The sequence below is a fragment of the Bradyrhizobium sp. USDA 4532 genome (genome assembly GCF_024171315.1).
In the GTDB taxonomy this organism is placed as follows: Bacteria; Pseudomonadota; Alphaproteobacteria; order Rhizobiales; family Xanthobacteraceae; genus Bradyrhizobium; species Bradyrhizobium australafricanum.
On record NZ_JALJZN010000001.1, the window covers coordinates 1,629,197 to 1,654,129 of the forward strand.

General features: G+C 64.9%; 21 protein-coding genes and 1 pseudogene. 4 read left to right on the top strand and 18 right to left on the bottom strand.

Annotated elements, in window-relative coordinates:
- Positions 1-90 precede the first annotated feature (90 nt).
- A complete protein-coding gene (locus tag J2R76_RS07915) occupies positions 91-1,482 on the bottom strand; it encodes a LysM peptidoglycan-binding domain-containing M23 family metallopeptidase (RefSeq protein WP_076828627.1) in 1,392 nt (463 codons plus the stop codon).
- A gap of 110 nt (positions 1,483-1,592) precedes the next feature.
- A complete protein-coding gene (locus J2R76_RS07920; RefSeq protein WP_057018533.1) occupies positions 1,593-2,249 on the bottom strand; it encodes a protein-L-isoaspartate(D-aspartate) O-methyltransferase in 657 nt (218 codons plus the stop codon).
- Positions 2,250-2,785: 536 nt separating this feature from the next.
- Here J2R76_RS07920 and J2R76_RS07925 point away from each other — a divergent pair.
- Positions 2,786-3,163: a response regulator gene (locus J2R76_RS07925; RefSeq protein WP_026192734.1), complete on the top strand. Its 378-nt coding sequence runs from the start codon at positions 2,786-2,788 to the stop codon at positions 3,161-3,163.
- 108 nt (positions 3,164-3,271) lie between these two features.
- Here J2R76_RS07925 and surE read toward each other — a convergent pair whose 3' ends face one another.
- From surE to J2R76_RS07985, 12 genes and pseudogenes are all read right to left on the bottom strand, one after another.
- On the bottom strand, positions 3,272-4,039 hold the full coding sequence (surE, locus tag J2R76_RS07930) for a 5'/3'-nucleotidase SurE (protein ID WP_028332131.1): 768 nt from the start codon (positions 4,037-4,039) through the stop codon (positions 3,272-3,274).
- Positions 4,040-4,109: 70 nt separating this feature from the next.
- A complete protein-coding gene (locus J2R76_RS07935; protein WP_141340435.1) occupies positions 4,110-5,150 on the bottom strand; it encodes a hypothetical protein in 1,041 nt (346 codons plus the stop codon).
- A 16-nt stretch (positions 5,151-5,166) separates the two neighbouring features.
- The gene (serS, locus tag J2R76_RS07940; protein WP_141340436.1) at positions 5,167-6,498 is read right to left on the bottom strand and encodes a serine--tRNA ligase; all 1,332 of its coding nucleotides are present in this window, start codon (positions 6,496-6,498) and stop codon (positions 5,167-5,169) included.
- Positions 6,499-6,700: 202 nt separating this feature from the next.
- On the bottom strand, positions 6,701-7,498 hold the full coding sequence (gene tatC, locus J2R76_RS07945) for a twin-arginine translocase subunit TatC (protein WP_038381092.1): 798 nt from the start codon (positions 7,496-7,498) through the stop codon (positions 6,701-6,703).
- Positions 7,495-8,016, bottom strand: coding sequence for a Sec-independent protein translocase protein TatB (gene tatB / locus J2R76_RS07950; protein WP_141340437.1), 522 nt, complete (start codon positions 8,014-8,016; stop codon positions 7,495-7,497). Before tatB ends, tatC begins: the two co-directional genes overlap by 4 nt.
- A gap of 160 nt (positions 8,017-8,176) precedes the next feature.
- Entirely contained in the window at positions 8,177-8,410 is a 234-nt protein-coding gene (locus J2R76_RS07955) for a twin-arginine translocase TatA/TatE family subunit (protein ID WP_016846882.1), read from the bottom strand.
- 156 nt (positions 8,411-8,566) lie between these two features.
- Positions 8,567-9,457: pseudogene (gene scpB, locus J2R76_RS07960) on the bottom strand (SMC-Scp complex subunit ScpB); the annotation flags it as partial.
- 22 nt (positions 9,458-9,479) lie between these two features.
- A complete protein-coding gene (locus tag J2R76_RS07965) occupies positions 9,480-10,301 on the bottom strand; it encodes a ScpA family protein (protein ID WP_050420355.1) in 822 nt (273 codons plus the stop codon).
- A complete protein-coding gene (gene nagZ, locus J2R76_RS07970; protein ID WP_141340438.1) occupies positions 10,298-11,320 on the bottom strand; it encodes a beta-N-acetylhexosaminidase in 1,023 nt (340 codons plus the stop codon). Before nagZ ends, J2R76_RS07965 begins: the two co-directional genes overlap by 4 nt.
- 46 nt (positions 11,321-11,366) lie before the next feature.
- Positions 11,367-12,833, bottom strand: coding sequence for an SPOR domain-containing protein (locus tag J2R76_RS07975; protein ID WP_076828729.1), 1,467 nt, complete (start codon positions 12,831-12,833; stop codon positions 11,367-11,369).
- 118 nt (positions 12,834-12,951) lie between these two features.
- Positions 12,952-14,748 carry an arginine--tRNA ligase gene (argS, locus tag J2R76_RS07980; protein ID WP_141340439.1) on the bottom strand — a complete coding sequence of 599 codons (1,797 nt, stop codon included), beginning with the start codon at positions 14,746-14,748 and terminating at the stop codon, positions 12,952-12,954.
- 9 nt (positions 14,749-14,757) lie between these two features.
- The gene (locus J2R76_RS07985) at positions 14,758-15,966 is read right to left on the bottom strand and encodes a deoxyguanosinetriphosphate triphosphohydrolase (protein ID WP_141340440.1); all 1,209 of its coding nucleotides are present in this window, start codon (positions 15,964-15,966) and stop codon (positions 14,758-14,760) included.
- Between the two features lie 138 nt (positions 15,967-16,104).
- Between J2R76_RS07985 and erpA the strand changes: the two genes are divergently transcribed.
- Entirely contained in the window at positions 16,105-16,434 is a 330-nt protein-coding gene (erpA, locus tag J2R76_RS07990; protein ID WP_016846874.1) for an iron-sulfur cluster insertion protein ErpA, read from the top strand.
- Positions 16,435-16,497: 63 nt separating this feature from the next.
- On the opposite strand, the gene J2R76_RS07995 is transcribed toward erpA, so the two are convergent.
- Together J2R76_RS07995 and J2R76_RS08000 are read right to left on the bottom strand one after the other, a co-directional pair.
- Positions 16,498-19,626 carry an efflux RND transporter permease subunit gene (locus J2R76_RS07995; protein WP_141340441.1) on the bottom strand — a complete coding sequence of 1,043 codons (3,129 nt, stop codon included), beginning with the start codon at positions 19,624-19,626 and terminating at the stop codon, positions 16,498-16,500.
- Positions 19,627-19,629: 3 nt separating this feature from the next.
- Positions 19,630-20,763, bottom strand: coding sequence for an efflux RND transporter periplasmic adaptor subunit (locus J2R76_RS08000; RefSeq protein WP_057018545.1), 1,134 nt, complete (start codon positions 20,761-20,763; stop codon positions 19,630-19,632).
- Positions 20,764-21,000: 237 nt separating this feature from the next.
- Between J2R76_RS08000 and J2R76_RS08005 the strand changes: the two genes are divergently transcribed.
- Entirely contained in the window at positions 21,001-21,426 is a 426-nt protein-coding gene (locus tag J2R76_RS08005) for a GNAT family N-acetyltransferase (RefSeq protein ID WP_057018546.1), read from the top strand.
- A gap of 45 nt (positions 21,427-21,471) precedes the next feature.
- Positions 21,472-22,269, top strand: a complete 798-nt coding sequence (gene xth, locus J2R76_RS08010) for an exodeoxyribonuclease III (protein WP_076828641.1) — start codon at positions 21,472-21,474, stop codon at positions 22,267-22,269.
- A gap of 21 nt (positions 22,270-22,290) precedes the next feature.
- Here the strand turns inward: xth and J2R76_RS08015 are convergent, their stop codons facing one another.
- Together J2R76_RS08015 and ilvD are read right to left on the bottom strand one after the other, a co-directional pair.
- Positions 22,291-23,127 carry a tetratricopeptide repeat protein gene (locus J2R76_RS08015; RefSeq protein ID WP_026192730.1) on the bottom strand — a complete coding sequence of 279 codons (837 nt, stop codon included), beginning with the start codon at positions 23,125-23,127 and terminating at the stop codon, positions 22,291-22,293.
- Positions 23,114-24,838: a dihydroxy-acid dehydratase gene (gene ilvD / locus J2R76_RS08020; protein ID WP_018271516.1), complete on the bottom strand. Its 1,725-nt coding sequence runs from the start codon at positions 24,836-24,838 to the stop codon at positions 23,114-23,116. Before ilvD ends, J2R76_RS08015 begins: the two co-directional genes overlap by 14 nt.
- Positions 24,839-24,933: the final 95 nt, after the last annotated feature.

Consider the following 24,933-nt stretch of genomic DNA (forward strand, 5'->3'; position numbering starts at 1 on the left):
CAATCGTCAAAACAAAACGGGGGATGCTTGCGCCTCCCCCGCTGTCTTTGTTGTGAGACTTGGAAGTCCCTTGAAGTCCCGACGCGTAGCTTACGCGCCGTTGAGGAACTGGAGCGGATCGACCGGCGACGATCCCTTGCGGATCTCGAAGTGGAGCTGCGGCGAACCCGCCTCGCCGGACTGGCCCGACTTGGCAATTACCTGACCGCGCTTGATGGTATCGCCGCGCTTCACCAGGATTTCGCTCGCATGGGCGTAGGCTGTGACGTAGCCGTTGGAATGGCGAACCAGCACGAGATTGCCGTAGCCCTTCAGCTCATTGCCCGAATAGGCGACGACGCCGTCTTCGGCCGCTTTCACCGGCGTGCCCTCGGGCACCGCGACGTTGATGCCGTCATTGACCTTGCCGTTGGTCTTCGAGCCGTAGGCGGTGATGACCTTGCCGCGCACCGGCCAGCGGAAGGTCGGCAACGCGCCGGTGGCCTCGCTCGACTTGGTGACGACGGGCGCTTCAGCGGCGGCCGCCGGCTGCTCGACCGTCGCGGTTGGCTGGACCAGCCGCGCGCTCTGCTGCGGCAACGCGGTTGCAACAACCTTCGGGGCCGCGACCGCCGGCGCCGGAGCCACGGCAGCAACCGGCGCGGCGGCAACAGGTTGCGCAACGGGCGCGGGTGCCGCCATCGCCGTCTTGGCGCCGGGCACCACGAGCTTCATGCCGAGGCTCAGCCGGGCCGACTGGTCGAGGTTGTTGGCGCGGGCGAGCTCGGCCACCGGGATGTGGTGCTGACGCGCGATGCTGTGCAGCGTGTCGCCGCGATTGACATAGTGGACGCCGGCGGGCGCGGCTGCCACGGCGACAGGGCGCGCGGCCGGTGCGGCCATTGCCGGCGCCGCGGCCGATGCGGTCGGACGCGGAATGACCAGCTGCTGGCCGGGCGACAGCGCGCGCGGTCCCTTGTAGCCGTTGGCGCGCAGGATCTCGGCGGTCGAGACGTTGTAGCGGCGTGCCAGCACTTCCAGCGTATCGCTGGTGCCGACGATGATGGTGGTGCCGTTGTGCCCGGCAGGGGCTGCGGCGACCGAATGCGGAACGGTGCCGGTGGATTCGATCTGCGGACGCGCGGGCGGCGGCGTGTAGGACGAGACCCCGCGCCCTCCTCCGGAGACGCCGGCATTGCCATTGGCGACCGGATAGGACTGCGGCGCCGCTGCGACCGGCGGCGGCAACGGCTGTGACTGGTATTGCGAATACTGCGGTTGCGTTCGCGGCCGCGCGTATTGCGGCAACTCGCGCGGCGGCGGCGCCTGCTGCACGGTGCCGGTCGGCTGCGGATCAAACGCAAACGGATTTTGCGAGTAGGAGTTTTGCGAGAAGCGCGACGACATATCGGCGCTGCAACCGGCAAAAGCCATGGACATCAGCGTCAGCACCGCAACCTGCGGTACGCGACGCGAGCGAAGCAACTCAACAACCCCAGACATGGTTACTCACTCGTACGCAACAAAAGACTGTTTTGAGTAAACACGTACCGAGTAAATAACCGCTTAACCCTGCGAATAAGGCGTTGGTGCCAAGCAGCAAATCGCCAAATTTACAATTCGCGCGCGATTCCCGGCAACGCCGGCACAAAGCGGACGTCGACCAATTCCTTGCGGTCGAAGCGGTTCTCGGTCCGCACCACGCGGACGAGGGTCTGGATACCCTGATGCGGCCCGACCGGGGCGATCAGGATGCCGCCGGGTTCGAGCCGCTCCAAGAGCTTCTCCGGGATCTGCTCCATCGCCGCGGTGACGATGATGCGGTCGAAGTCGCCTGCCCCAGCCGGAACGTCGAAGCCGTCCCCGAGCAGCACCTCGATATTGTAATAACCCAGCTTTTCGAGGCGCTTGCGGGCGCCGTCGGCCAGCGTCCGGTAGCGCTCGATGGTCAGCACCTGCTTGCACAACCGGGACAGCACGGCCGCCTGATAGCCCGAGCCGGTGCCGATTTCGAGCACGCGATGGTCCTTCTGCAGTTTCAACTGCTCGGTCATGTAGGCCACGACGAAAGGCTGGCTGATGGTCTGCCCACAGGCGATCGCAAGCGCGCTGTCGCGATAGGCCTCGTTACGATCGCGCGGATCGACGAAGACCTCGCGCGGCACCTCCTCCATCGTACGCAGCACCGCCTGATCGCTCACCCCACGCCGCCGCAGGGTCAGCTGAAACATCATTTTCTCGGTCGGATCGGGGTTCACGGCCATGTTCATCAGCGTCTCTGGGCGGCAGCGCGGAATCTTGCCCTCTAGTGTGCTGAATGCGAAGTTCGTGCGATTTCGCGGCAGCCACTTTCACGAACTTCGCATTCATAAAGCACACTAGAATCATAAGTTTGCTAGTGTCCTTATCGAATCCGAAGTTCGCTCCGAAGGTGCGGCAAATGATGCGAACTTCGGATTCGGGACACTAGATGCCATTGAAATCCGAAATACCGCGTTAAGGAAAAATTTCCCGTCGCGTTTTGTTCCCGGCCAGGAACCATCGCCAGATTTGGCATTGGCGCCGGCCCGGCCCCCTCACATATAATTGGCGGCGATGCGCAGTTAACGTCTGGGTGGCGCAGATCAGGGCGCTCGTAGGGCCAACACACCTCGTTGGCTGTTGGGCAAATCTTGCGCAGCAAAGCCCGCCAGCGAGATGCGGAAAACGCTGTGGCGCGCCGGAAAAGGACCAATTCCCGAACGTTTGCATTGCGCGCTGTAATGTTATTTGCGAGCCTGATTCAGGGAAGGGCAAGGATTCCATCATGACAGCGATACGGCCGGCGGGCTGTTCAGTTTTCCTCGTAGAGGACGAGGTCATGATCCGGATGATGGTCGCCGATATGCTGGAGGAACTCGGCCATAGCGTTGCGGCCGAGGCCGGCGAGATCGGCGAAGCGGTCAAGCTTGCGCAATCGACCGAATTCGACCTCGCGATCCTCGACGTCAACGTCAATGGCAAGGTGATCACCCCGGTCGCCGAACTGATCAACGCCCGCAACCGCCCCTTCATCTTCGCGACCGGCTATGGCTCGTCCGGCCTGCCTCCGGAGTATCGCGACCGTCCGGCGCTGCAAAAGCCCTTCCAGCTGGAAACGCTGGCCCAGGTGATCTCCAGCGCGATGAAGGGCGCGCCGGTCTAGCCGCAAGTTGCGCGCGTAGCCCGGATGGAGCGAAGCGTAATCCGGGGACTTCACAATACGGGTTCCGGATTTCGCTTCGCTCCATCCGGGCTACAGATTCCCCGAGGATTACTTCAGCGTATCAATCAGCGTTTCCGAAAATGCTTCATCGGTGCGGTCGAGCCGCAGCGGTGTGACCGAGACGTAGCGCGCCGCAAGCGCGGCGAGATCGGTGCCTTCGGCCGGCGCATCCATCATCGCCGCGCGCTCGAAGCCGATCCAGAAATACGGATTGCCGCGTCCGTCGTGACGGCGATCGATCTTCAGGAACCCCTGATTGCGCTTGCCCTGCCGCGTGATCCGGATGCCCTTCACGTCATCGGGCATGCAGGACGGGAAGTTGACGTTGATCACGGTGTTCCTGGGGACGCCGGCGCCGATCACCTTGCGGATGATGTCGGGCCCGAATTTCAGCGCGGTGTCCCACAGCGGCGCATTGCGCGTCTCAATCGAGAATTCCTGCGACAGCGCGAATGACGGAAAGCCCAGAATGGTGCCTTCGAGCGCGCCGGCGATGGTGCCGGAATAGACCACGTCCTCGGCGACGTTGCGGCCCTTGTTGACGCCGCTCAGCACGAGATCGGGCAGCTTGTCTCCGAGAATGTGGCGCGCGCCCATGATGACGCAATCGGTCGGCGTGCCGCGCACCGCGAAGTGACGCGGGCTGACCTCGCGCAGACGCAGCGGATCGTTGAGCGACAGCGAATGCGAGACGCCGGACTGATCGAGCTCGGGGGCAACGATCCAGACGTCGTCGGACAACGCGCGTGCGATCTGCTCGACGACCTGCAGGCCTGGAGCATGAATGCCGTCATCATTGGTGCAGAGAATTCGCATCCGTCAAAGTGCCTTTTGTTCCGATTCGGCGCGGGTATCGGCTTCTTGAGTTGACTGTCGTCTTAACCGGCTAGGGCCGCGGAGGCAAACCTGGCGATGGCCCGCGCCATCGTGCCGACGTCACGCGCCATGGACGGACAAATCGCGCGCTGCCGGCGATCTTGCGCTCGAACACCGGCCAGGCTGCTCTGGCCGGCCGCCGAACAACCGCGATCACGGGCGTTGGCCGCGGCGCCTCCGGCACTTTGACCCGTGGGGTCTGACGCAGTTCGGCCCCGAGCCCCCGGGACGCGACAGCTTCTGACCTTGGAGGCTCGGGCTTGGCAGGTTCAGGCTTGGCAGGTTCAGGCTTTGCTTCAACCTTGGGAGCTTCAGATTTGAGAGCTTCAACCTTGGGAGCTTCAACCTTGGGCGGCTCAACCCTCCGAGCTTCCGGCCTGGCCGGCTCAAGAGCAATTGGTGCGGTTTGGCGAGGCTCGGGCTCGGGAGGCTTCGGAAGCTCCGACGTGGGGAGCTCGGACTTGATGGGATCGGCCGTGATGGGATCGGCCTTGGCCGGCGCGGTCGTGAGCGACTCAGCCTTCGGAGCTTGTAACGCGCGAGACTCAGCCCTGGACGGTTCGGGGGCGACCGAAGCCGCTTGGGGGAGCTCGGACCGCGCCGGCTCGACCTTCCGAGGCTCAACCCCGAGCGGTTCGGGTTTGAGCGGCACCGGAGCGAGCGCTTCGCCCGGCGCCGTCGCAGCCGATTTCGATTTCAGCCTGGCCAGCAGCTCCTCGATCGAGGGCACCGATGTCGCGTCAAGCGGCGCGCGCGGCGCGGCCGGCGGCGTCGCCCGGACCGGCGGTGGCGGCGACGCAATCGGTGCAGGTGGTGGCGGCAGATCTGCCGGCGCCAATTGGGCGAACTTGCCGCGCGCGATCTCCAGCGCCTTGTCGAAGTCGGGCCTGTCGATCCAGGCCTTCGATTGCACCTCGGTCACGCGCGCGTCCCACAGGCGCGCGGCCTCGATGTCGTAATAGCCCATCTGCTTCTGATTGATCAGCTGCAGACCGTGGCCCGTGACGGCCCATTGTCGACCTAGCCAGTGGATGTCACGGTGCAGCGGCATCGCACTGGCCCTCGCCTCACATGCCGTGCTCGATGACCTTGAGCCCGCCCATATAGGGCTGCAGCACATCGGGCACCGCGATCGAACCATCCTGCTGCTGATAAGTCTCCATGACGGCGATCAAGGCCCGCCCGACCGCCGTGCCGGAGCCATTCAGCGTATGCACGAAGCGCGGCTTGCCGTCGGGGCCGCGATAGCGCGCGTCCATGCGACGGGCCTGGAAATCGCCGCACACCGAGCAGCTCGAAATCTCGCGATAGGCGCCGCCATCGCCCTGCCCCGGCATCCACACTTCGATGTCGTAGGTCTTCTGCGCGGAGAAGCCCATGTCGCCGGCGCACAGCGTCATTACGCGATAATGCAGGTCGAGCTTTTGCAGAACCTGCTCGGCGCAGGACAGCATGCGCTCGAGCTCATCCTTGCCGGCTTCCGGCGTCGTGATCGACACCAGCTCGACCTTTGTGAACTGGTGCTGGCGGATCATGCCGCGCGTATCGCGTCCCGCCGCGCCGGCTTCGGCACGGAAGCAAGGCGTCAGCGCGGTGAGCCGCATCGGCAGCTCCTTCTCGTCGAGGATGGATTCGCGCGCGAGGTTGGTCAGCGAGACTTCGGCGGTCGGGATCAGGCCGAGGCGCTCGCTGCGCAGATCGGCATTCGGCGACGCGAGCAATTCGCCCTTGATCGCCCAGAACTGGTCGTCCTCGAATTTCGGCAGCTGTCCGGTGCCGAACATCACGGCGTCGCGCACCAGCAGCGGCGGATTGATCTCGGTATAGCCATGCTCGCCGGTGTGCAGGTCGAGCATGAATTGCCCAATCGCGCGCTCGAGCCGCGCCAGCCCCTTCTTCAGCACGACGAAACGTGCGCCGGACAGTTTCGCCGCCGCCTCGAAATCCATATAGCCGAGCGCGGTGCCGAGATCGTCATGCAGCTTCGGCGCAAAGCCGTAGTCGCGCGTCTTGCCGTACACATGGTGCTGGACGTTGCCGTGCTCGTCGGTACCGTCGGGCACCTCGTCGAGCGGCAGGTTCGGAATCGACGACAGCTCTTTGGTCAGCTGTTCATCGGCCGTCTTCGCCGCCGCCTCGAGTTCTGGCATCGTGGTCTTCAGCTCGGCAACTTCAGCCATCAGCTTGGCCGCGCGCGCCTCGTCCTTTGCCTTCTTGGCCTCGCCGATCTCCTTCGAGGCCGCATTGCGCCGCGCCTGGGCCTTCTCCGACGCCAGGATCGCCGCCCGCCGCTTCTCGTCAATCGCCAGCAGCGACGGCGACAGGGCCTCTAACCCGCGGCGCTTCAGGCCGGCGTCGAAGGCTGTCGGGTTGTCGCGGATCGCTTTGATGTCGTGCATAAGTCAGTCCTGGCAGGCTATGCGTAAGCAACCAACATTGCGTTGGCAAACTACGGTTTGCAGTTCCACTACCACGACCGTCATCGTCAGCGAAAGCGGGTGATCCAGCATTCCAGAGACGTCGGCGTGTCACCGAGAAGCCGCGGCGTACGGGATACCCCGCTTTCGCGGGGTATGACACCGACTGTGAGGTGAAATCACCCTATTCGGCCGGATTGGTCGCCCCGGACGACGCATTCGAGGTCGCGGCCTTCTTCTCCACGATCCGGACCGCGATAATGGCGCCCTCGTAGAGCGCGAGCAGCGGGATCGCGAGCGAGGCCTGGCTCAGCACGTCGGGCGGCGTCAGCACGGCGGCGATGATGAAGGCGATCACGATGAAGTAGCGCCGCTTCTCCTTCAGCATCTTCGAGGTGACGATGCCGATGCGGCCGAGCAGCGTCAGGATCACCGGCAGCTGGAACGCGATGCCGAAGGCGAAGATCAGCGACATCATCAGCGAAAGATATTCGCCGACCTTGGGCAGCAGCTGGATCTGCGCGGTCTCCGCGCCGCCGGCCTGCTGCATGCCGAGCGAGAACCGCACCAGCATCGGCAGCACAACGAAATAGACGAGCGCCGCGCCCATCACGAAGAACACCGGAGTGGCGATCAAATACGGCAGGAACGCGTTGCGCTCATGCCGGTAGAGACCGGGCGCGACGAATTTGTAGATCTGGGTGGCGACGATCGGAAACGAGATGAAGCCGGCGCCGAACAATGCGAGCTTCAGCTGGGTGATGAAATATTCCAGCAGCGCGGTGTAGATGAACTTCGAATTCTCCGGCCCCGCGATCCAGACGAACGGCCAGACCAGCACGTTGTAGATCTGCTTGGCGAAGAAGAAGCAGATGATGAAGGCCACGCCGAAGCCGAGCAGCGCCTTGATCAGCCGCGAGCGCAGCTCGATCAGGTGATCCATCAAGGGGGCCTTGCTGGCCTCGATGTCTTCGGCGCTCATGACGCCCTCGCGTCCTTGAGCGCGTCGGGCTGTACCGGCGTCACGTCCTGCGGCGCAGGCTCGGCCTTCACCTCATTGGTGATCGCAAGCGGCTCGCTGGCTGCCGCGTGCGCCTCGGCCTCGACGAAGGTTTCCGGCGTCGGCTCGACGGGAGTCGTGGGCGTCACCGGTGTGTCACTTGACGCCACCGGTGCGTCGATTGCGGACGCGACCTGCGCATCGACCGGCTTGTCGATCTGCAGGGCGTCGCTGACGTCCTTCTGCAGCGAGGTCATAATGTTGCCGTTGGTGATGCCGGTTGCGGCCTCCTTGACCTCGTCAAAGCTCTTTTTGAGGTCGGCCATCTCGGCCTCGCGCATGGCTTCCTGGAATTGGCCCTGGAATTCGGAGGCCATCTTGCGGGCCTTGCCCATCCATTGCCCGACCATGCGCAGCACGCCCGGCAGTTCTTTCGGGCCGATGGCGATCAGCGCGACGACCGCGATGACGACCAGTTCACTCCACCCGATATCGAACATGAATTCTTCCGCCTAAGCGCGCCGCCATCGGCCCCATCGCTCCTAACAGGATCTGGGGCTGCCGGCGCCTTTTCTCAATCGGCGTCCATAGCGCGTCTGTGCGACGGCGTCACCGTTTCGCGCAAGAAAAAACGTCGAAATATGCGTCAGTACAAGCGCGTTAGACGGCCTTGCTGCCGACGTCCTGGCGCGCGGCCGACGTCGCCGCATTGTGATCGATCGACTTGGTGGGCTCGGTCTTCTCGGCGACCTTGTCGTCGTCCTGCATGCCCTTCTTGAAGGCCTTGATGCCCTGGGCGACGTCACCCATCAGATCGGAAATCTTGCCGCGTCCGAACAGCAGCAGGACCACTGCGATCACGACGATCCAGTGCCAAATGCTCAACGAACCCATCCTGCAACCCTCCAGAAATGGCCGGCGGACCGGCCTGAACTTTGCCGGAAGGTAGGCCCGCGGGGTGTCAAAAACAAGGACCTCGGCCGCGGCAAATCGCTGTCGCGGCTACGTAATATTGCTAGGCTTAACCGGGAATATTCAGGCCTTCTCGCCCTTGTCCTCGGTGGCGGCGTCATCACCCGCGTGGTCGGCGCGGTCTTCCGGCTCGCCGGTGTCAGGTTCGGCCGCATCCGCGTCAGAGGGAACGTCCGCCTCGACCTCCGCTTGGGCGGTCGTTTCGACCTCAGCAGTCCCGACCTCATCAGTCGTTTCTGCGTCGGCCTTCGGTTCCTCGGCTTCCAGCTCGACGGCCGGCGCCAGCAGCAGTTCCAGCGTATCACCCGGCTCGAGCGGCTCCTCGTCCTCCCGCAGCGTCGCGTCATCCGACGGCGACGGAACGGAAAATCCGGTCGGCAGACGCGAGTCGAGCAGACCCGTGCCCTTCAGCTCCTCGAGCCCCGGCAGGTCGCCGAGCGCTTCCAGGCTGAACTGCGACAGGAACGCGTCGGTGGTTCCGAAGGTGAGCGGACGGCCCGGCGTCTTGCGCCGGCCGCGCGGGCGGATCCAGCCGGTCTCGAGCAGCACATCGATCGTGCCCTTCGACGTGACCACGCCGCGAATCTCTTCGATCTCGGCGCGAGTCACCGGCTGGTGATAGGCGACAATCGCAAGCACCTCGATCGCGGCACGCGACAGCTTTCGGGTTTCGGTGCTTTCGCGCGTCATCAGCCACGACAGATCGCCGGCGGTGCGGAACGTCCACTTGTTGGCGACACGCACCAGGTTGACGCCGCGCGGCGCGTATTCCGCCTGCAGCTGCGCGAGCGCCGCCTTGACGTCGACGCCGTCGGGCATCCGCTTTGCCAGCGTTGCCTGATCGATCGGCTCGGCCGATGCAAACAACAGGGCTTCCAGGAGCCGCAATTCCTCAGGACGCGCCACCGGATCCATAGGAGAAACCTCCTCCTCGGGCTCTTCTCTGCGCACTTCCGCCAAGCTTGCCATGGGCTTGCTCTCCTTCTTCCACTTACTCAACCGACAGGTCCGGCGCTGCCATTGCGGCCTGCGCTTGACGCTTTCGGAAATAGATCGGCGCGAACGCCTGCTTCTGGTTGATCTCCATCTCGCCCTCGCGAACCAGCTCGAGGGCGGCAGCGAAGCTCGATGCGAACACCGTCGCCTTCTGGGTGGGATCGGCGACGTAATTCATCAGATACTCGTCGAGGCAGCTCCAGTCCTCGGCGATGCCGACCAGCCGCTCCAGCGACGCACGCGCTTCGGCCAGCGACCATACGGTACGCTTTTGCAGATGAACCGTCGTCAGCACGCGCGACTGGCGCTGCGTGGCGTAGGCCGACAGCAGGTCGTACAGGGTCGCGGTGAACTTCGGATGCTTGATCTCGGCGATCGATTCCGGATTGCCGCGCGGAAAGATATCGCGCTGGAACTGGGGCCGGTTCATCAGCCGGTTCGCCGCCTCGCGGATCGCCTCCAGCCGGCGCAACCGGTTGGCGAGCGCGGTCGCCATTTCCTCGGCGCTCGGCCCCTCCGCGCTCGGCGGCTCGGGCAGCAGGAGCCGCGACTTCAGGAACGCCAGCCACGCCGCCATCACCAGATAGTCGGCCGCAAGCTCGAGGCGAATCTTGCGGGCAGCCTCGATGAACGAAAGATACTGGTCGGCAAGCGCAAGGATCGAGATCTTCGACAGGTCGACCTTCTGCTGCCGCGCCAGCGTCAACAGCAGGTCGAGCGGGCCCTCATAGCCCTCGACGTCGACCACCAGCGCCGGTTCGCCCTCGGCGAGGTCGGCCGGCCGCCCGGTATCAAACGAAAGAATTTCAGCGGTCATGCCGTCCCTACCCGATCCAACAACGCATCCAGTTCAGCCCGTGCCGCCTGCCGGTCGAGCGGCTCAGGCGGCTTGCGCGCGGCGAGCGTCGCCTTGGCGCGCTCAAGCGCCTTGCCGGTCAGTTCCGGCGTTTCGCGTGCGACCTCGCGCATCTCGTCAATATTGCCGTTGCAGTGCAGAACCATGTCGCAACCGGCGGTGACGATGGCGCGGGTCCGCTCGGCAATCGATCCGGCCAGCGCATTCATCGACACGTCATCACTCATCAACAAACCCTGGAACCCGATCAGGCCGCGAATCACCTGTTCGATGATTGTCGCAGAAGTCGTCGCCGGATGGACGGGGTCCAGCGCGCTAAACACAACATGTGCAGTCATGGCCATCGGCAGGTCCGCAAGCGGCTGGAACGCGGCAAAATCGGTCCGTTCCAGCTCGGCCCTGGCGGTATCAACGGTCGGAAGCCGGAAATGGCTGTCCGCTGTGGCCCGGCCATGGCCGGGAATATGCTTGAGAACCGGCAGTACCCCGCCCTGTTCCAGCCCGTCCGTGACCGCGCGGGCGATTGCCGCGACCTTGCCGGGTTCAGTTCCATAGGCCCGGTTGCCGATCACCGCGTCCGCCCCGGCCACGGGAACATCGGCCAAGGGCAGGCAATCGACGGTGATTCCGAGATCGGTCAGATCGGCCGCAATCAGCCGTGAACTGAGCCGGGCTGCCGCAAGCCCGAGCTTCGGATCGATGTCGTAGAGCGCCCCAAAGCTCGCGCCCGGCGGATAGGCCGGCCAATGCGGCGGGCCGAGCCGCTGCACCCGCCCGCCTTCCTGGTCGATCAGGACCGGAGCATCGGAAACGCCGACTGCGGACCGGAGTTCCTCAACAAGAGCCGCCACTTGGGCAGGACTCTCGATGTTGCGCTTGAACAGGATGAAGCCCCATGGCCGCTCGGCGCGAATGAATTCGCGTTCGGCGTCGTTGAGGATCAGCCCGGATATGCCCGTGATGAATGCGCGGTTCGTCATTCGGCCGATTAGGCCGTATGCAGCTCACGGGTCAAGGAAACGGCCTTTAATTTCTTTGGATGAGGCACTGCGGTCCACCCGCCGACATCAGGCTCTTGCACAGCTGGCTCGCCTCTTCCGAGGACGCGAACGGGCCCGCGAAGGCGCGGTAGTAGACGCCTTTCTCTCCGAGATCGACGCGCTTCACCACCAAGGGCTGCGAACCGAGCACGTTGCGATACTTGCCCTGCAGCGTCCGGTACGACGCCTGGGCGTCCGCCTCGTTCTTCTGCGAGGAGACCTGGACCAGATATCCGCCGCCCCCAACCGGAGCCGCCGAGGTCGAGGCCACCCGGGTCGGAGGTGCGGCCGGAGCCGCCTCAGCCTGGCCGGGAACAAGCGACATTGGCGAGTTGACGCTGGCGTTGGCCGCAGCCGGGTTGCCGCGCGACACCGGAGACTTCGCCGCCGCCGGAGGCTTCGCCGGCACGGTTGCGGTGGCCTGCGTGCCATCGGACGTATCGCCCTTGACCGAAAGCGTGCGGACCTTGCGCGGCTCGTTGTTCGGCAACGTGCCGTTCGCGGTGATCGGCGCCGGCGCCGGCTGTGCCGTCTGCACGCTGGCGGGCGGCGGTGGATTCGCATTGGCGTTCAGCGGCGGAAACACGACGCGCGGTCCGGCGGTCTTCGAATTGACGTCGACCGGCGTCTCTTCGCGCGACACGATCTTCTCGGTGCCGTCGCCCGTCGCCATGCGGTCCGGCGTCTTGGCCGGCGCGTCGGCCTGGGCCGGGATCACCTTGGTCGGCGTGTTGTCAGCCTTGATGATCGGCGGCTCACCGCTGCGGGGCGAACCGACGTAGGTCCGGTAGGCATACGCGCCACCGACACCGAACACGCCGAGCGCCAGCACCGCGGCGACCGTTATCAGGCCGCTGCGCCGCCGGCGGGGCTCGGGTTCTTCCTCGTAGGCCTCCTCATAGGCATAGGGATCGTCCGGATAGGCGGGATCGCGCTGCAGGTCCTGCTCGCCGGCTTCCAGCTGGCCGTAGAGCGCGTCGTCATAGCGCGACGGATCCTGACTCTGACCGCCACTCTGATAGTGCGGCTTCTCGTCAAATGCCTCCGGCTGCCGAGGGGCCTCGACCGGCCGATACTGCGCCACCGGCGCGGGCGCGGGCTGCGCCTGCTGAGCCGCGTAGCGATGCAACGGATGCACCGGCTTCGGCTGGTAGTCCTGCTCGGGCTCTTCGTCTTCGATGTTCTGCACGGGAGGCGGAGCGACAGCCTCCTGCCGCGCGCGCTGCATCCAGGGCGGCGGGCCCGCGGGCGGCGCATCCTCGTCCGCGGCCTGCGGCTCGTACTGTTGCGGCCGCGCGTTGGCGCGCGACTGCAGCGGTCGCGGCGGTGGCTTGTTCGCGCTGCCGAAGGGATCCGTCTGGCCGATCAGCCGTGCCAGTTCGGCAAGCGGATCGCTGTCGGCCTTGGAAGCCGTGTCGGCGGGAAAATGTCGGTCCTGATATCGATCAGCCATTGTGATCATGCATCCCCTTCGGGACAGCGCCAAGATCGCCGGCACAGCCGGTCCGAACGAGTTGGCCCCTGCCAGATGCCCTCACAAATCCCCACTCGTGAGGGCCTAATGCCCCTGCCTACCGCATCTCGGTCGGAGCGTGGACGCCTAGAACAGCTAAGCCCGATGCCAGAACCGAGACGACGCCCTGAACCATTGCCAGTCGCGCCCTCGTGATCTCTGCATCATTATTGATAATGAAGCGTAAATAGGGCAAATCGCGCCCCTTGGTCCAAAGCGCATGAAATTCACTGGCCAAATCATAGAGATAAAAAGCGATTCGGTGCGGCTCATGTGCCACCGCGGCAGCCTCGATTATCCGCGGATAAAGCGCAAGCCGCTTGAGCAGTTCGAGCTCGGCCGGGTCGGTCAGCCGCTCGACCGTAGCATTACGGAGATAGGCCAGCCGGGCCTCATCGGTCTCGGGCAGATCGGGAACCGCTTCCTCCCGCGCGTTGCGGAAGATCGAATGGCCGCGGGCGTGGCCGTACTGGACGTAGAACACCGCGTTGTCTTTTGACTGCTCGATCACCTTGGCGAGGTCGAAATCGAGCACCGCGTCGTTCTTGCGGAACAGCATCATGAATCTGACAGCGTCGGAGCCGACCTCGTCGACCACCTCGCGCAGCGTGACGAATTCGCCGGACCGCTTCGACATCTTCACCGGCTCGCCGTCGCGCAGCAGCTTCACGAGCTGCACGATCTTGACGTCGAGCACAGCCTTGCCCGCGGTCACCGCCTTCACGGCGGCCTGCATGCGCTTGATGTAGCCACCATGATCGGCGCCGAACACGTCGATCAGATTGGTGAAGCCACGCTCGAATTTGTAGCGGTGGTTGGCGATGTCGGATGCGAAGTAGGTGTAGGAGCCGTCCGACTTGATCAGCGGACGATCGACGTCGTCGCCATAGGCGGTGGCGCGGAACAGCGACTGCTCGCGGTCCTCGTAGTCCTCGACCGGCTTGCCCTTCGGGGGCGGCAGGCGGCCCTCGTAGATGTCGCCCTTGGCGCGCAGGAAATCGATGGTCTCGGCGACCTTGTTGTTTCCTGACGTGATAAGCGAGCGCTCGGAGAAGAACACGTCGTGATGGATATTGAGCGCGGCGAGATCGCCCTTGATCATCTCCATCATCATCGCGATGGCCTTGTCGCGCACGATCGGCAGCCACTCGGCTTCGCTCATGTCGAGCAGCTTCTTGCCATATTCCTTGGCGAGTGCCTCGCCGACCGGCACGAGGTAATCGCCGGGATAGAGCCCTTCCGGGATCGCGCCGATGTCCTGGCCCAGCGCCTCGCGGTAGCGCAGGAACGCCGAGCGCGCGAGCACATCGACCTGAGCGCCGGCGTCGTTGATGTAGTATTCGCGGCAGACGTCGAAGCCCGCGAATTGCAGCAGGCTGCACAGCGCGTCGCCGAACACGGCGCCGCGGCAATGGCCGACATGCATCGGTCCGGTCGGGTTGGCCGAGACATATTCGACATTGACCTTCTCGGCCTTGCCGATGTCGCTGCGCCCGTAAGCCGAGCCGGCGGCCAGCACGGCACGCAGCGCGTCCGCCCAGACCTGCGGCTTCAAGGTCAGGTTGATGAAGCCGGGCCCGGCGACATCGACCGAGGCCACCAGCGCATCGGCGCGCAGCCGCTCGGCGATCTTGTCGGCGAGCTCGCGCGGCTTGGCCTTGGCATCCTTGGCGAGCACCATCGCGGCATTGGTCGCCATGTCGCCATGGCTGGCGTCGCGCGGCGGCTCCACCACGACGCGGGACAGATCGATGCCGGCGGGCCAATTGTCCTCGGCTGCGACAGCGGCACAGATCGCATGCACGCGCGTCAGCATGTCGGCAAAAAGGTGTGGTGAAGTAGTGGTGTCGGCCATGGCAGGGCGCTAACGCAAATCCGGGGTCGAGTCAAAAAGCCTTTGGTGCTCGATCAGGGCGAAACGGTCGGTCATCCCGGCAATGAAATTGCCGATCCGCCTGTTCCGAGCGCTTCCGGTCTCCTGCACGCTGCCCTCGATCCATTCCGCCGGCAGGTCTTCAGGCGATTGCTGGTAGCGCTCGAACAGATTGCGGACCACCTCCTCCGCCTCCCCCATCACCAGCATCACCCGCTTGTGGCGATACATCCGCCGGAACAGGAACGCCTTGATCGCCGCCTCCTGCTCCGCCACCTCCGACGGAAACGCGATCAGCGGGGTATTGTGGTGGCGCACGTCGTGCGCCGATTGCGGCTGCGCGGCCGCGAGGCGCCGGCTCGCCTCGTTGAAGACCGCGCTGATGAAGTGTGAGATCAGCTCACGGACCAGTTCGGCGCCGCGCCGGACCTCGTCGAGCCCGGGATAGTGGCGGTCGATCTCGGCGATGATCTCAGCGGTCAGCGGCATCTCCTTGAGGTCGTCGACCGCGAACAGGCCGGCACGCAGGCCGTCATCGATATCGTGCGCGTCATAGGCGATGTCGTCGGCGAAGGCCGCGATCTGCGCCTCGAGCGAGGCATAGCTCCAGAGCTCGAGGTCGTGGCCCTTGTTGTAGTCGGCAATCCCGATCGGGATTCCACTTACCAGGTAGCGGCCGGCGGGTGCGCCACCGCGCTCGGTCAGCGGACCGTTGTGCTTGACGATCCCCTCGAGCGATTCCCAGGTCAGGTTCAGCCCGCCGAATTCGGGGTAGCGATGCTCCAGCGAGGTGACGACCCGCAGCGCCTGCGCATTATGGTCGAAGCCGCCGTCATCCCTGAGGCATTCGTCGAGCGCCCGCTCCCCGGCATGGCCGAACGGCGGATGGCCGAGGTCATGCGCCAGCGCCAGCGTCTCGGTCAGGTCCTCGTCGACCCCGAGCTGGCGGGCCAGCGCCCGGGCGATCTGCGCGACCTCCAGCGAATGGGTCAGCCGCGTGCGGTAGTGATCGCCTTCGTGGAAGACGAAGACCTGCGTCTTGTGCTTGAGGCGGCGGAACGCGGTGGAATGAATCACCCGGTCGCAGTCGCGCCGGAACGGGCTCCGGGTCCGGCTCGGCGGCTCCGCGACCAGCCGGCCGCGGCTGCGATCGGGGTCGCAGGCATAAGGCGCGCGGGGGGCAGCCATTCCGACCGACACTGTATTTTAGTCCTTATCCATTTGATTCCATGGTCCGACGCACTTAACTATGACTGAGGCGGCCGACCAAATGAATTGGGGATGACGCCGGGCCTGATCCGGATCGGATCATGCTCAAATAGGGTTTCGGAGACCGACATGACTGCTGCCATCACCGTCAGCGAACGGGCCGCCCGCCGGATCGGGCAGATCCTCAGCAAGGAAGGCGAAGGCGCCAAGCTGCGCATTTCGGTCGAGGGCGGCGGCTGCTCCGGTTTCCAGTACAAGTTCGACGTCGAGCGCACCCAGGCCGATGACGACCTCGTGATCGAACGCGACAGCGCGGTGGTGCTGATCGATCCCGCCTCGGTCCCGTTCCTCGCGGGCTCGGAGGTCGACTTCGTCGACGACCTGATCGGCGCCTCGTTCCGCGTCGTCAATCCGAACGCCACCGCCTCCTGCGGCTGCGGCACCAGCTTCTCGATCTAACGCTTCGCGATCCCGGGCGGTTTCTCCCGGCGCGCCGGTTTCCGGCTCGCGCCGAATGCTCGGCTATTCCGCCGCGACCACCTGCGGCCGCTCGACGTCGCCGCCCGCCTCGGCTTGCGGGTCGAGCTTGCGGCGCAGCCTGCGGTCGATGCGGTCGAGATAGATGTAGATCACCGGCGTGATGAACAGCGTCAGCAGCTGCGACACGCAGAGGCCGCCGACCACGGCGACGCCGAGCGGTTGACGCAGTTCGGCGCCGGCACCCGCGCCGAGCGCGATCGGCAGCGTGCCGAAGATCGCCGCGAACGTCGTCATCATGATCGGACGGAAGCGCAGCAGTGCCGCCTCGCGGATCGCGTGCTCGGCGCTGAGGCCGACGCGGCGACGCTCCAGCGCGAAGTCGACCATCATGATCGCATTCTTCTTGACGATGCCGACCAGCATCACGATGCCGATCATCGCAATCACAGACAGCTCCATCCCGAACATCATCAGCGTCAGGATCGCGCCGATACCGGCCGACGGCAGGCCGGAGATGATGGTGATCGGGTGGATGAAGCTCTCGTAGAGAATGCCGAGGATCACGAAGGCTGCGAACACCGCGGCGAGGATCAGCACGCCCTGCCCGCGCAGCGAATCCTGGAACACCTGCGCGGTGCCGGAGAAGCCGGTCACAATCGTCGGCGGCAGGTTCGCGGTCTGCTCGAGTTCGGTGATCTTGTCGACCGCGTAGCCGAGTGAGGTGCCCGGCGCGAGGTTGAACGAGATCGTCACCGCCGGCTGCTGGCCCTGGTGGTTGATCTGCAACGGCCCGACCGTCGGCACCAGCCTCGCCACCGCATCCAGCGGAATGGTCTGGTTGTTCGCGGTCTTCATGTAGAGCTTCGAGAGGTCGGACGGATCGACGCGGAACTGCGGCTGCACCTCGAGGATGATCTGGTAGTCGTTCGACGGCATGTAGATGGTGCCGACCTGCCGCGCGCCATAGGCGTTGTAGAGCTGGTTGCGGACCTGATCGACGGTGACGCCGTAGACCGCCGCCTTCTCGCGGTCGATGTCGACCGTCATCTGCGGGTTCTTGATGTACAGGTCGGTGGTAACGTCGAGCAAGCCCGGAATCTTCTCGATCTTGTCGCGCATCTCGGGCGCCAGCCGGTACAGCGCCTCGGTATCGCCGCTCTGCATCACATACTGATACTGGCTCTTGGAGATGCGCCCGCCGATGCTGAGGTTCTGGATGCTCTGGAAGAACGCCTGCATGCCCGGGATCTCGCGCGCCTTCTGCCGCAGACGGCCGATCACCACGGTGGCGTTGTCACGCATCTTCTGCGGCTTCAGCGCGATGAACAGACGGCCGTAATTCGCCGTCGGATTGGGACCGCCGGAGCCGACCGTAGAGTTGATGTACTCTATCGCCGGATCGGTCCGCAGCACCTCGACCAGCGCCTGCTGGCGCACCTTCATCGCCTCGAACGAGGTGTCGGTCGCAGCCTCCGTCACGCCGATCAGAAAGCCGGTGTCCTCCTGCGGGAAGAAGCCCTTCGGCACGATCATGTAGAGGTAGACGGTGCCGCCCAGCGTAGCCAGCGTCACCACCAGCATCAGGGCCTTCTTGGCCAGCACCCAATCCAGCGCCCATTCATAGGCCCGCAGCCAGGCCTCGAACATCGCCTCGAACGCCCGCAGCACGACGTTCGGCCGCTTGGTCGCGTCATGCGCGCGCAGCACACGGGCGCACAGCATCGGCGTCAGGGTCAGCGACACGAAGCCGGAGACGATGATCGCAACCGAGATCGTCACCGCGAATTCGCGGAATACGCGGCCGACGATGCCGCCCATCAGCAGCACCGGGATGAACACGGCGATCAGCGAGAAGGTGATCGAGATGATCGTGAAACCGATCTCGCGGGCACCCTTCAGCGCCGCCTCGAACGGCTTCATGCCGTGCTCGATGTGGCGGACGATGTTCTCCAGCATGACGATGGCGTCGTCGACCACGAAGCCGACCGAGAGCGTCAGCGCCAGCAGCGTCATGTTGTTGATGGAGTAGTCCAGCGCGTACATCGCCGCGCACGTGCCGAACAGCGAGATCGGCACCGCGAGCGCCGGGATGAAGGTGGCAGAGGCCGAGCGGAGGAACAGGAAGATCACGAGGATCACGAGGCCGATCGCGATCAGCAGGGTCTCCTCGACGTCGCTGACCGCCTGGCGGATCGAGACCGAGCGGTCCATCATGACCTGCATGGTCACCGAGGGCGGGATCGCGGCGCGCAGCGCCGGCAGCTTGGCCAGCACGGCGTCGACCACCGCCACGGTGTTGGCGTCGGGCTGCTTCTGGATCGCGAGCACGATCGCCCGCTCGTCGTTCATCCAGGTCGCGATCTTGTCGTTCTCGACGCTGTCATAGACCTTGGCGATCTCGTCGAGCCGGACCGGCGAGCCGTTGCGCCAGGCGACATAGATCTGGCGGTAGTCGGCCGCCTTGTCCATCTGGCCGGAGGCCTGCAGCGCGACGTCCTGCTTGGGGCCATTCAAGGTACCGACCGGCGTCGACGAATTGGCGCGCGACACCGCGGCGCGGATATCCTCCATCGAGACGCCGCGCGCGGCGGCGGCCTCCGGATCGGCCTGAACGCGGATGGCGAATTTCTGCGCGCCGTAGATCAAGACCTGGGCGACGCCCGGCAGCTGCGACAGTGCCTGCCCGATCGTGATGTCGCCGTATTCGTTGACGCTCGACAGCGGCAGCGTCGCCGAGCCGAGCGAGACGAACAGCACCGGGAAGTCCGCCGGGTTCACCTTTCGGAAGCTCGGCGGGATCGTCATCTCGATCGGCAGCCGTCGTTGCGCGATCGTCAACGCGGTCTGCACGTCGAGCGCGGCGGCATCGATGTTGCGGTTGAGGTCGAACTGGATGGTGATGACGCTCGTGCCCTGCGAGGAGTTCGAGGACATCGAGGAGATGCCGGCAATGGTCGAGAGCTGGCGCTCGATGATGCCGGCGACCGAGGCCGCCATGGTGTCGGCGCTGGCGCCGGGCAGGGTCGCGGTCACCGCGATGGTCGGGAAGTCCACCTTGGGCAGCGCCGAGACCGGCAGCAGGCGGAAGCCGAACACGCCGAATGCGATGATCGACGCCGTGATCAGCGTCGTCATGACCGGGCGGCGGATGCAAAGCTCGGAGAGCGTCATCGGTCAGGCTCCGGCCTTGCGCGCCCGCAGTTCAACCCGCGATCCCTCCGAGAGCAGCAGCTGGCCGTCAACGACGACGCTTTCATCGCCCGCCAATCCGTCTGAGATCACCGAGCTGCCCTGGAAGGTGCGATCGACCTTGACCGGCCGAACCTTGGCAACGCCGTCCTTGACGACGAAGACGAAATTGCCGTTCTGGCTGCGCTGCACCGCGACCGTCGGCACCACGACCGCGTCTTCGCTGCGGATGATCAGCTTGGTCTGCACGATGGTGCCGGGCCAGAGCGTCTCGCTCTCGTTGTTCATGATGCCGCGCACGGTCACCATGCCGGTGGTCGCGTCGACGGCGTTCTCCACCATCGCGACCTTGCCGCGCTCGGAGCGCTGGTGGCCGGGAATGGTCGCGATCACCTTTGAATCGCCCTTCCCCATGGCGTCGCGCAGATCGACCAGCGCCCGCTGCGGAATCGCGAAGGTGACGTAGACCGGTGCCATCTGGTTGATGACCGCGAGCGGCTGGGTGTCGGCGGGGCGGACGAAGTTGCCGACCTTGACGTTGGCGGCGCTGATCCGTCCCGCGAATGGTGCGCGGATGACGGTGTAGCTCTTCTGGACGCGGAGGTTCTCCAGCGCGAAGCGGTCGGCCTTGATGGTGCCGATCAGGACGTCGGACTGGGTCTTGGCGTTGTCGAGGTTGACCTGGGTGGTCGCACCCTTGCCGACCAGTTCGGTGTAGCGGCGGAGGTCGCGCTGCGCGCCCTCGAGCTGGGCCTGGTCGCGGGCCAGGACGCCCTCGGCCTGTTCGATCTGCGCGTCGATCTGCCGCGCGTCGAGGGTGAACAGCAGGTCGCCTTCATTGACCCTGGCGCCGTCCTCGAAATGCACCGAGACGATGGTGGTCTCCAGCCGCGACTTCAGCGCCACGCTGGAGATCGGCGTGACCTGTCCAATGGCATCGACATCGACCGGAACCGATTTGCGTTCCGCCTTAGCGAGATCCACGGACACCACGCGCGGCCGCGCCGTCCCTTGCGCGGTGGCGGCGCCGCCACCCATCCATGAAGTGCGGGTCATGTAAGCCGCCCCGGCCGCAATGCCGAGAACAGCGACAGTCAGAACCAAATTGCGTTTTTTCATAAGTTTTGCACGTGCGCCGCCGGCTTCCCTTGAAGGCCGGGTGCGCGTCGTCACTCCCCCATCGGCAATTGTTGCGCCTTGTTTCCTGAGAGGGTTAGCACAGGCGGACCGCCCATGGTATGCCACCTAAGTGAAATAGTGCGGCTTCAATCCGGTGATTTGCATGCGCATCGCCGGACGTTTTGAGTAACCGGGCCGCATCCGTTCTGCTTCATTGAGCTTTCGAATCGCGACCTTATGTCCACCTCCGTCCTTGTCTGCCCCTGGGAAGAAGCTCGCGAACGCTCCCGTGCCATCCGCTACAGCGTCTTCGTCGAGGAACAGCGGGTGCCGGTAGAATTGGAATGGGACGACATGGACGCATCGAGCTGGCATGCGCTGGCGTTCGCCGACGACGGTGCGCCCTTGGCCACGGGCCGGCTGTTGCCGGACGGTCATATCGGCCGCATGGCCGTGCTCAAAGCTGCGCGCGGCACAGGCGTAGGCGCCCGCGTGCTGGACGCGCTGATGGCCAAGGCGGCCGAACTCGGCTATCCGGAACTGATCCTCAACGCGCAGACGCACGCGGAGCCGTTCTACGCACGCGTCGGCTTCGAGCGCATCGGCGCGGAATTCGAGGAGGCCGGCATCCCGCACATCGAGATGCGGAAGCGCCTGGTCTAAGCGGGGCGGCGCTCGGTCACGTGCCCCCACAATGAAGGAAGTCCGATGGCAGTTCGCATCGCTACGTGGAACGTCAACTCGGTCCGGCAACGGATCGAGCTTCTGGTCAGCTGGCTGAAGGAGTGCTCCCCCGACATCGTCTGTCTGCAGGAGATCAAATGCGTCGATGATGCGTTTCCCCGCCTCGAGGTCGAGGCGCTCGGGTACAATGTCGTCACCCACGGCCAGAAGACCTTCAACGGCGTCGCGCTGCTGTCGAAGCTGCCGTTCGACGAAACCAAATCGGGCCTCGCCGGTGACGACGAGGACGCACATGCCCGCTTCCTCGAGGGCGTCGTCACGCTGAAGCAGGGCGTGATCCGGGTCGCGTGCCTTTATCTGCCCAATGGCAACCCCGCCAATACCGACAAATATCCGTACAAGCTCAAGTGGATGTCGCGGCTTCTTGAGTATTCGAAGGAGCGGCTGAAGGCCGAGGAGCCGTTGATCCTGGCCGGCGATTTCAACGTCATCCCGGCCGCGCGCGACGTCTACAATCCCGCCGCCTGGGCCGATGACGCCCTGTTTCGGCCTCAGACCCGCGAGGCCTTCCAGTCGCTGCTCGGCCTCGGCCTGACCGACGCGCTGCGGGCGGTCAATGACGAGCCGGGCCAGTACACTTTCTGGGACTACCAGGCCGGCGCCTGGCAAAAGAACTGGGGCCTGCGCATCGACCACCTGTTGATGTCGGCACAAGCGAGCGACCGGCTGATCGACGTCGGCATCGACAGCTATGTGCGGGCTTGGGAGAAGCCGTCCGACCATGTCCCGGTCTGGGCCGATCTCGATTTCGAGATCGCCTGACCCCGCCGGCCGGCGGGAAGATCAATCCCGGCGGCCCTGCACCCAGTGCTCGAGCATCTGCAGCGCCATCGCGCGATCGTCCTCGGAGGCCTTGGCGATCGCCCGGTTGTAGCTTTCCTTGATCCAGGCCTCATCCGGCGTCGCGCTGTCGCGCGCCAGCGTCAGCCACATCAGGCCGCGGGCCCGCTGCGGCGGCAGGCGGTCGCCGTTGAACAGCATCTGGCCGAGCAGCGCCTGCGCCTGATGCTGGCCCTTCTGGGCGGCAAGCCCGAGCCAGCGCGCGCCGTAGCGGAAGTCGTCCCGCGAGGCGTCCGGCGTCTTCAGGTAGAGCCGGGCAAGGTCGTATTGGGCGTCGGCATTGCCGAAATAGGACGCGGCATAGGAGAACATCTCCCGCGCCCGCTCGGTGTCCGCCTTCACCTTGGAATTGGGAATGCCGCTCAGATAGTAGCGGCCGAGCGCGACGAAGGCGTTGGCCACGATCGAGGCCTGCGGTGCCGACGGCGAATCCTCGGCATGCGCATTGGCGATCCGGCTGAAATATTCGAAGGCGCGCATGTCGTCCTGGATGACGCCGTCGCCCTCGGCGTACATCTTGCCGAGCTTCCACTGCGCGACGGGGTGGCCGCCTTCGGCCTGGTACTGCAGCGTGCTGAACGACGAGGTCGGCGAGGTCGCCGCAGGCGCCACTGGAGTGGCGGCCCGTTTCAGCGCGCCGGCGGTCCCCGGCTGCGGGGAAACCACAGGAAGAACCGTATCTTGTGGGTTGACCGGTGCGCCGTCGAATCCGAATCCGGGGCCCGCCACCGGGATGGCCCCTAACGCAAACGCCAATATCGTACGCCTAAACGTCCGCATAACACTGTTTCTCGTACGCGCCACCCGGATGGGTGACTGCGCCATCCACCGCCGGCCCCACTTGCTCGGCGTACTTCCACAGCGCACCAGATGTATGGTTCGTCGCGCGAGGGGCCCATTTGGTCTTACGATTTGCGAGTTCGGCGTCGCTCAAATTTACGTTAAGGGTGCCGGCGACCGCATCGATCTCGATGATGTCGCCGTCTTGCAACAACCCGATCGGCCCGCCGACGGCCGCTTCAGGTCCAATATGTCCGATGCAGAAGCCACGGGTGGCGCCGGAGAACCGGCCATCGGTGATCAGGGCAATCTTGCCGCCCATCCCCTGCCCGGTCAGTGCCGCCGTGGTCGCCAGCATCTCCCGCATGCCGGGACCGCCCTTCGGCCCCTCATAGCGGATCACGATCACCTCGCCTTCCCTGTAGGTGCGCTTCTGCACCGCCTCGAAGGCGTCTTCCTCGCGGTCGAAGCACCGGGCCGGACCGGTAAACCTCAGGTTGGACATTCCCGCGACCTTCACGATCGCACCCTCCGGAGCGAGATTACCCTTTAGCCCGACAACGCCACCCGTCACGGTGATCGGATTGTCGGCGGGCCGCACCACATCCTGGTGCGGATTCCATTTCACGCTTTTGAGGTTTTCGGCGATCGTTCGGCCAGTGACGGTTAGGCAATTCCCGTGCAGGTGGCCATTGTCGAGCAGCGTCTTCATCAGCAGCGGAATGCCACCTACTTCAAACATGTCTTTGGCAACATAACGGCCGCCCGGCTTCAAATCCGCGACGTAAGGAGTCTTTTTGAAGATTTCGGCAACGTCGAACAAATTGAATTTAATGCCGCACTCATGGGCGATCGCCGGCAGGTGCAGCGCAGCATTGGTCGAACCACCTGAGGCTGCAACCACGGCCGCAGCATTTTCAAGGGCTTCGCGGGTGACGATGTCGCGGGGCCGGATGTTTTTCTCGATCAGCTCCATCACCTTCTCGCCGGCGGCGGCGCAGAAGGAGTCGCGGATCTCGTAGGGCGCCGGAGCCCCGGCGGAATACGGGAGCGCGAGGCCGATCGCCTCGGAGACGGTCGCCATGGTGTTGGCGGTGAACTGGGCGCCGCAGGCGCCGGCCGACGGGCACGCCACCCGCTCGATCTCGTCGAGGTCCTCGTCCGACATGGCGCCGACCGAGTGCTTGCCAACCGCCTCGAACATGTCCTGGACGGTGACCGGCTGGCCGCGGAAGTTGCCGGGCAGGATCGAGCCGCCATAGATGAAGATCGACGGAACGTTGAGGCGGACCATCGCCATCATCATGCCCGGCAGCGACTTGTCGCAGCCGGCGAGCCCGACCAGCGCGTCATAGGAGTGGCCGCGGACCGTCAGTTCGACCGAATCGGCGATGCATTCGCGCGACGGCAGCGACGAGCGCATGCCGTCATGGCCCATTGCGATGCCGTCGGTGACGGTGATGGTGCAGAACTCGCGCGGCGTGCCACCGGCCGAGGCCACGCCCTTCTTCACCGCCTGCGCCTGGCGCATCAGCGAGATGTTGCAGGGAGCGGCTTCATTCCAACATGAAGCAACGCCGACAAAGGGTTGATGAATCTGGGCTGTCGTCAGCCCCATCGCGTAGAGATAGGACCGGTGCGGAGCGCGTTCGGGCCCTTCCGTCACGTGACGGCTGGGCAGCCTGCCCTTGATGTTCGTCTTGGCGTCCATCGCGACCCTGTTCCCGGCGCTCTTTCCTCCATCAACGCCGGAACCCGAAAAAATGTCCCGCCGTCGGAGCGCTGGCTATTCAGCTACGTGAATAT

Bases quoted from the DNA above. Each gene is read 5' to 3' on its own strand.
- J2R76_RS07965 (WP_050420355.1), bottom strand. From the start codon at position 10,301: ATGACCGCTGAAATTCTTTCGTTTGATACCGGGCGGCCGGCCGACCTC.
- tatC (WP_038381092.1), bottom strand. From the start codon at position 7,498: ATGAGCGCCGAAGACATCGAGGCCAGCAAGGCCCCCTTGATGGATCAC.
- argS (WP_141340439.1), bottom strand. From the start codon at position 14,748: ATGGCCGACACCACTACTTCACCACACCTTTTTGCCGACATGCTGACG.
- J2R76_RS07920 (WP_057018533.1), bottom strand. From the start codon at position 2,249: ATGAACATGGCCGTGAACCCCGATCCGACCGAGAAAATGATGTTTCAG.
- J2R76_RS07935 (WP_141340435.1), bottom strand. From the start codon at position 5,150: ATGCCGCTGCACCGTGACATCCACTGGCTAGGTCGACAATGGGCCGTC.
- tatB (WP_141340437.1), bottom strand. From the start codon at position 8,016: ATGTTCGATATCGGGTGGAGTGAACTGGTCGTCATCGCGGTCGTCGCG.
- surE (WP_028332131.1), bottom strand. From the start codon at position 4,039: ATGCGAATTCTCTGCACCAATGATGACGGCATTCATGCTCCAGGCCTG.
- J2R76_RS07955 (WP_016846882.1), bottom strand. From the start codon at position 8,410: ATGGGTTCGTTGAGCATTTGGCACTGGATCGTCGTGATCGCAGTGGTC.
- J2R76_RS07975 (WP_076828729.1), bottom strand. From the start codon at position 12,833: ATGGCTGATCGATATCAGGACCGACATTTTCCCGCCGACACGGCTTCC.
- J2R76_RS08005 (WP_057018546.1), top strand. From the start codon at position 21,001: ATGTCCACCTCCGTCCTTGTCTGCCCCTGGGAAGAAGCTCGCGAACGC.
- serS (WP_141340436.1), bottom strand. From the start codon at position 6,498: ATGCACGACATCAAAGCGATCCGCGACAACCCGACAGCCTTCGACGCC.
- J2R76_RS08015 (WP_026192730.1), bottom strand. From the start codon at position 23,127: ATGCGGACGTTTAGGCGTACGATATTGGCGTTTGCGTTAGGGGCCATC.
- ilvD (WP_018271516.1), bottom strand. From the start codon at position 24,838: ATGGACGCCAAGACGAACATCAAGGGCAGGCTGCCCAGCCGTCACGTG.
- J2R76_RS07995 (WP_141340441.1), bottom strand. From the start codon at position 19,626: ATGACGCTCTCCGAGCTTTGCATCCGCCGCCCGGTCATGACGACGCTG.
- xth (WP_076828641.1), top strand. From the start codon at position 21,472: ATGGCAGTTCGCATCGCTACGTGGAACGTCAACTCGGTCCGGCAACGG.
- erpA (WP_016846874.1), top strand. From the start codon at position 16,105: ATGACTGCTGCCATCACCGTCAGCGAACGGGCCGCCCGCCGGATCGGG.
- J2R76_RS07925 (WP_026192734.1), top strand. From the start codon at position 2,786: ATGACAGCGATACGGCCGGCGGGCTGTTCAGTTTTCCTCGTAGAGGAC.
- J2R76_RS08000 (WP_057018545.1), bottom strand. From the start codon at position 20,763: ATGAAAAAACGCAATTTGGTTCTGACTGTCGCTGTTCTCGGCATTGCG.
- J2R76_RS07915 (WP_076828627.1), bottom strand. From the start codon at position 1,482: ATGTCTGGGGTTGTTGAGTTGCTTCGCTCGCGTCGCGTACCGCAGGTT.
- nagZ (WP_141340438.1), bottom strand. From the start codon at position 11,320: ATGACGAACCGCGCATTCATCACGGGCATATCCGGGCTGATCCTCAAC.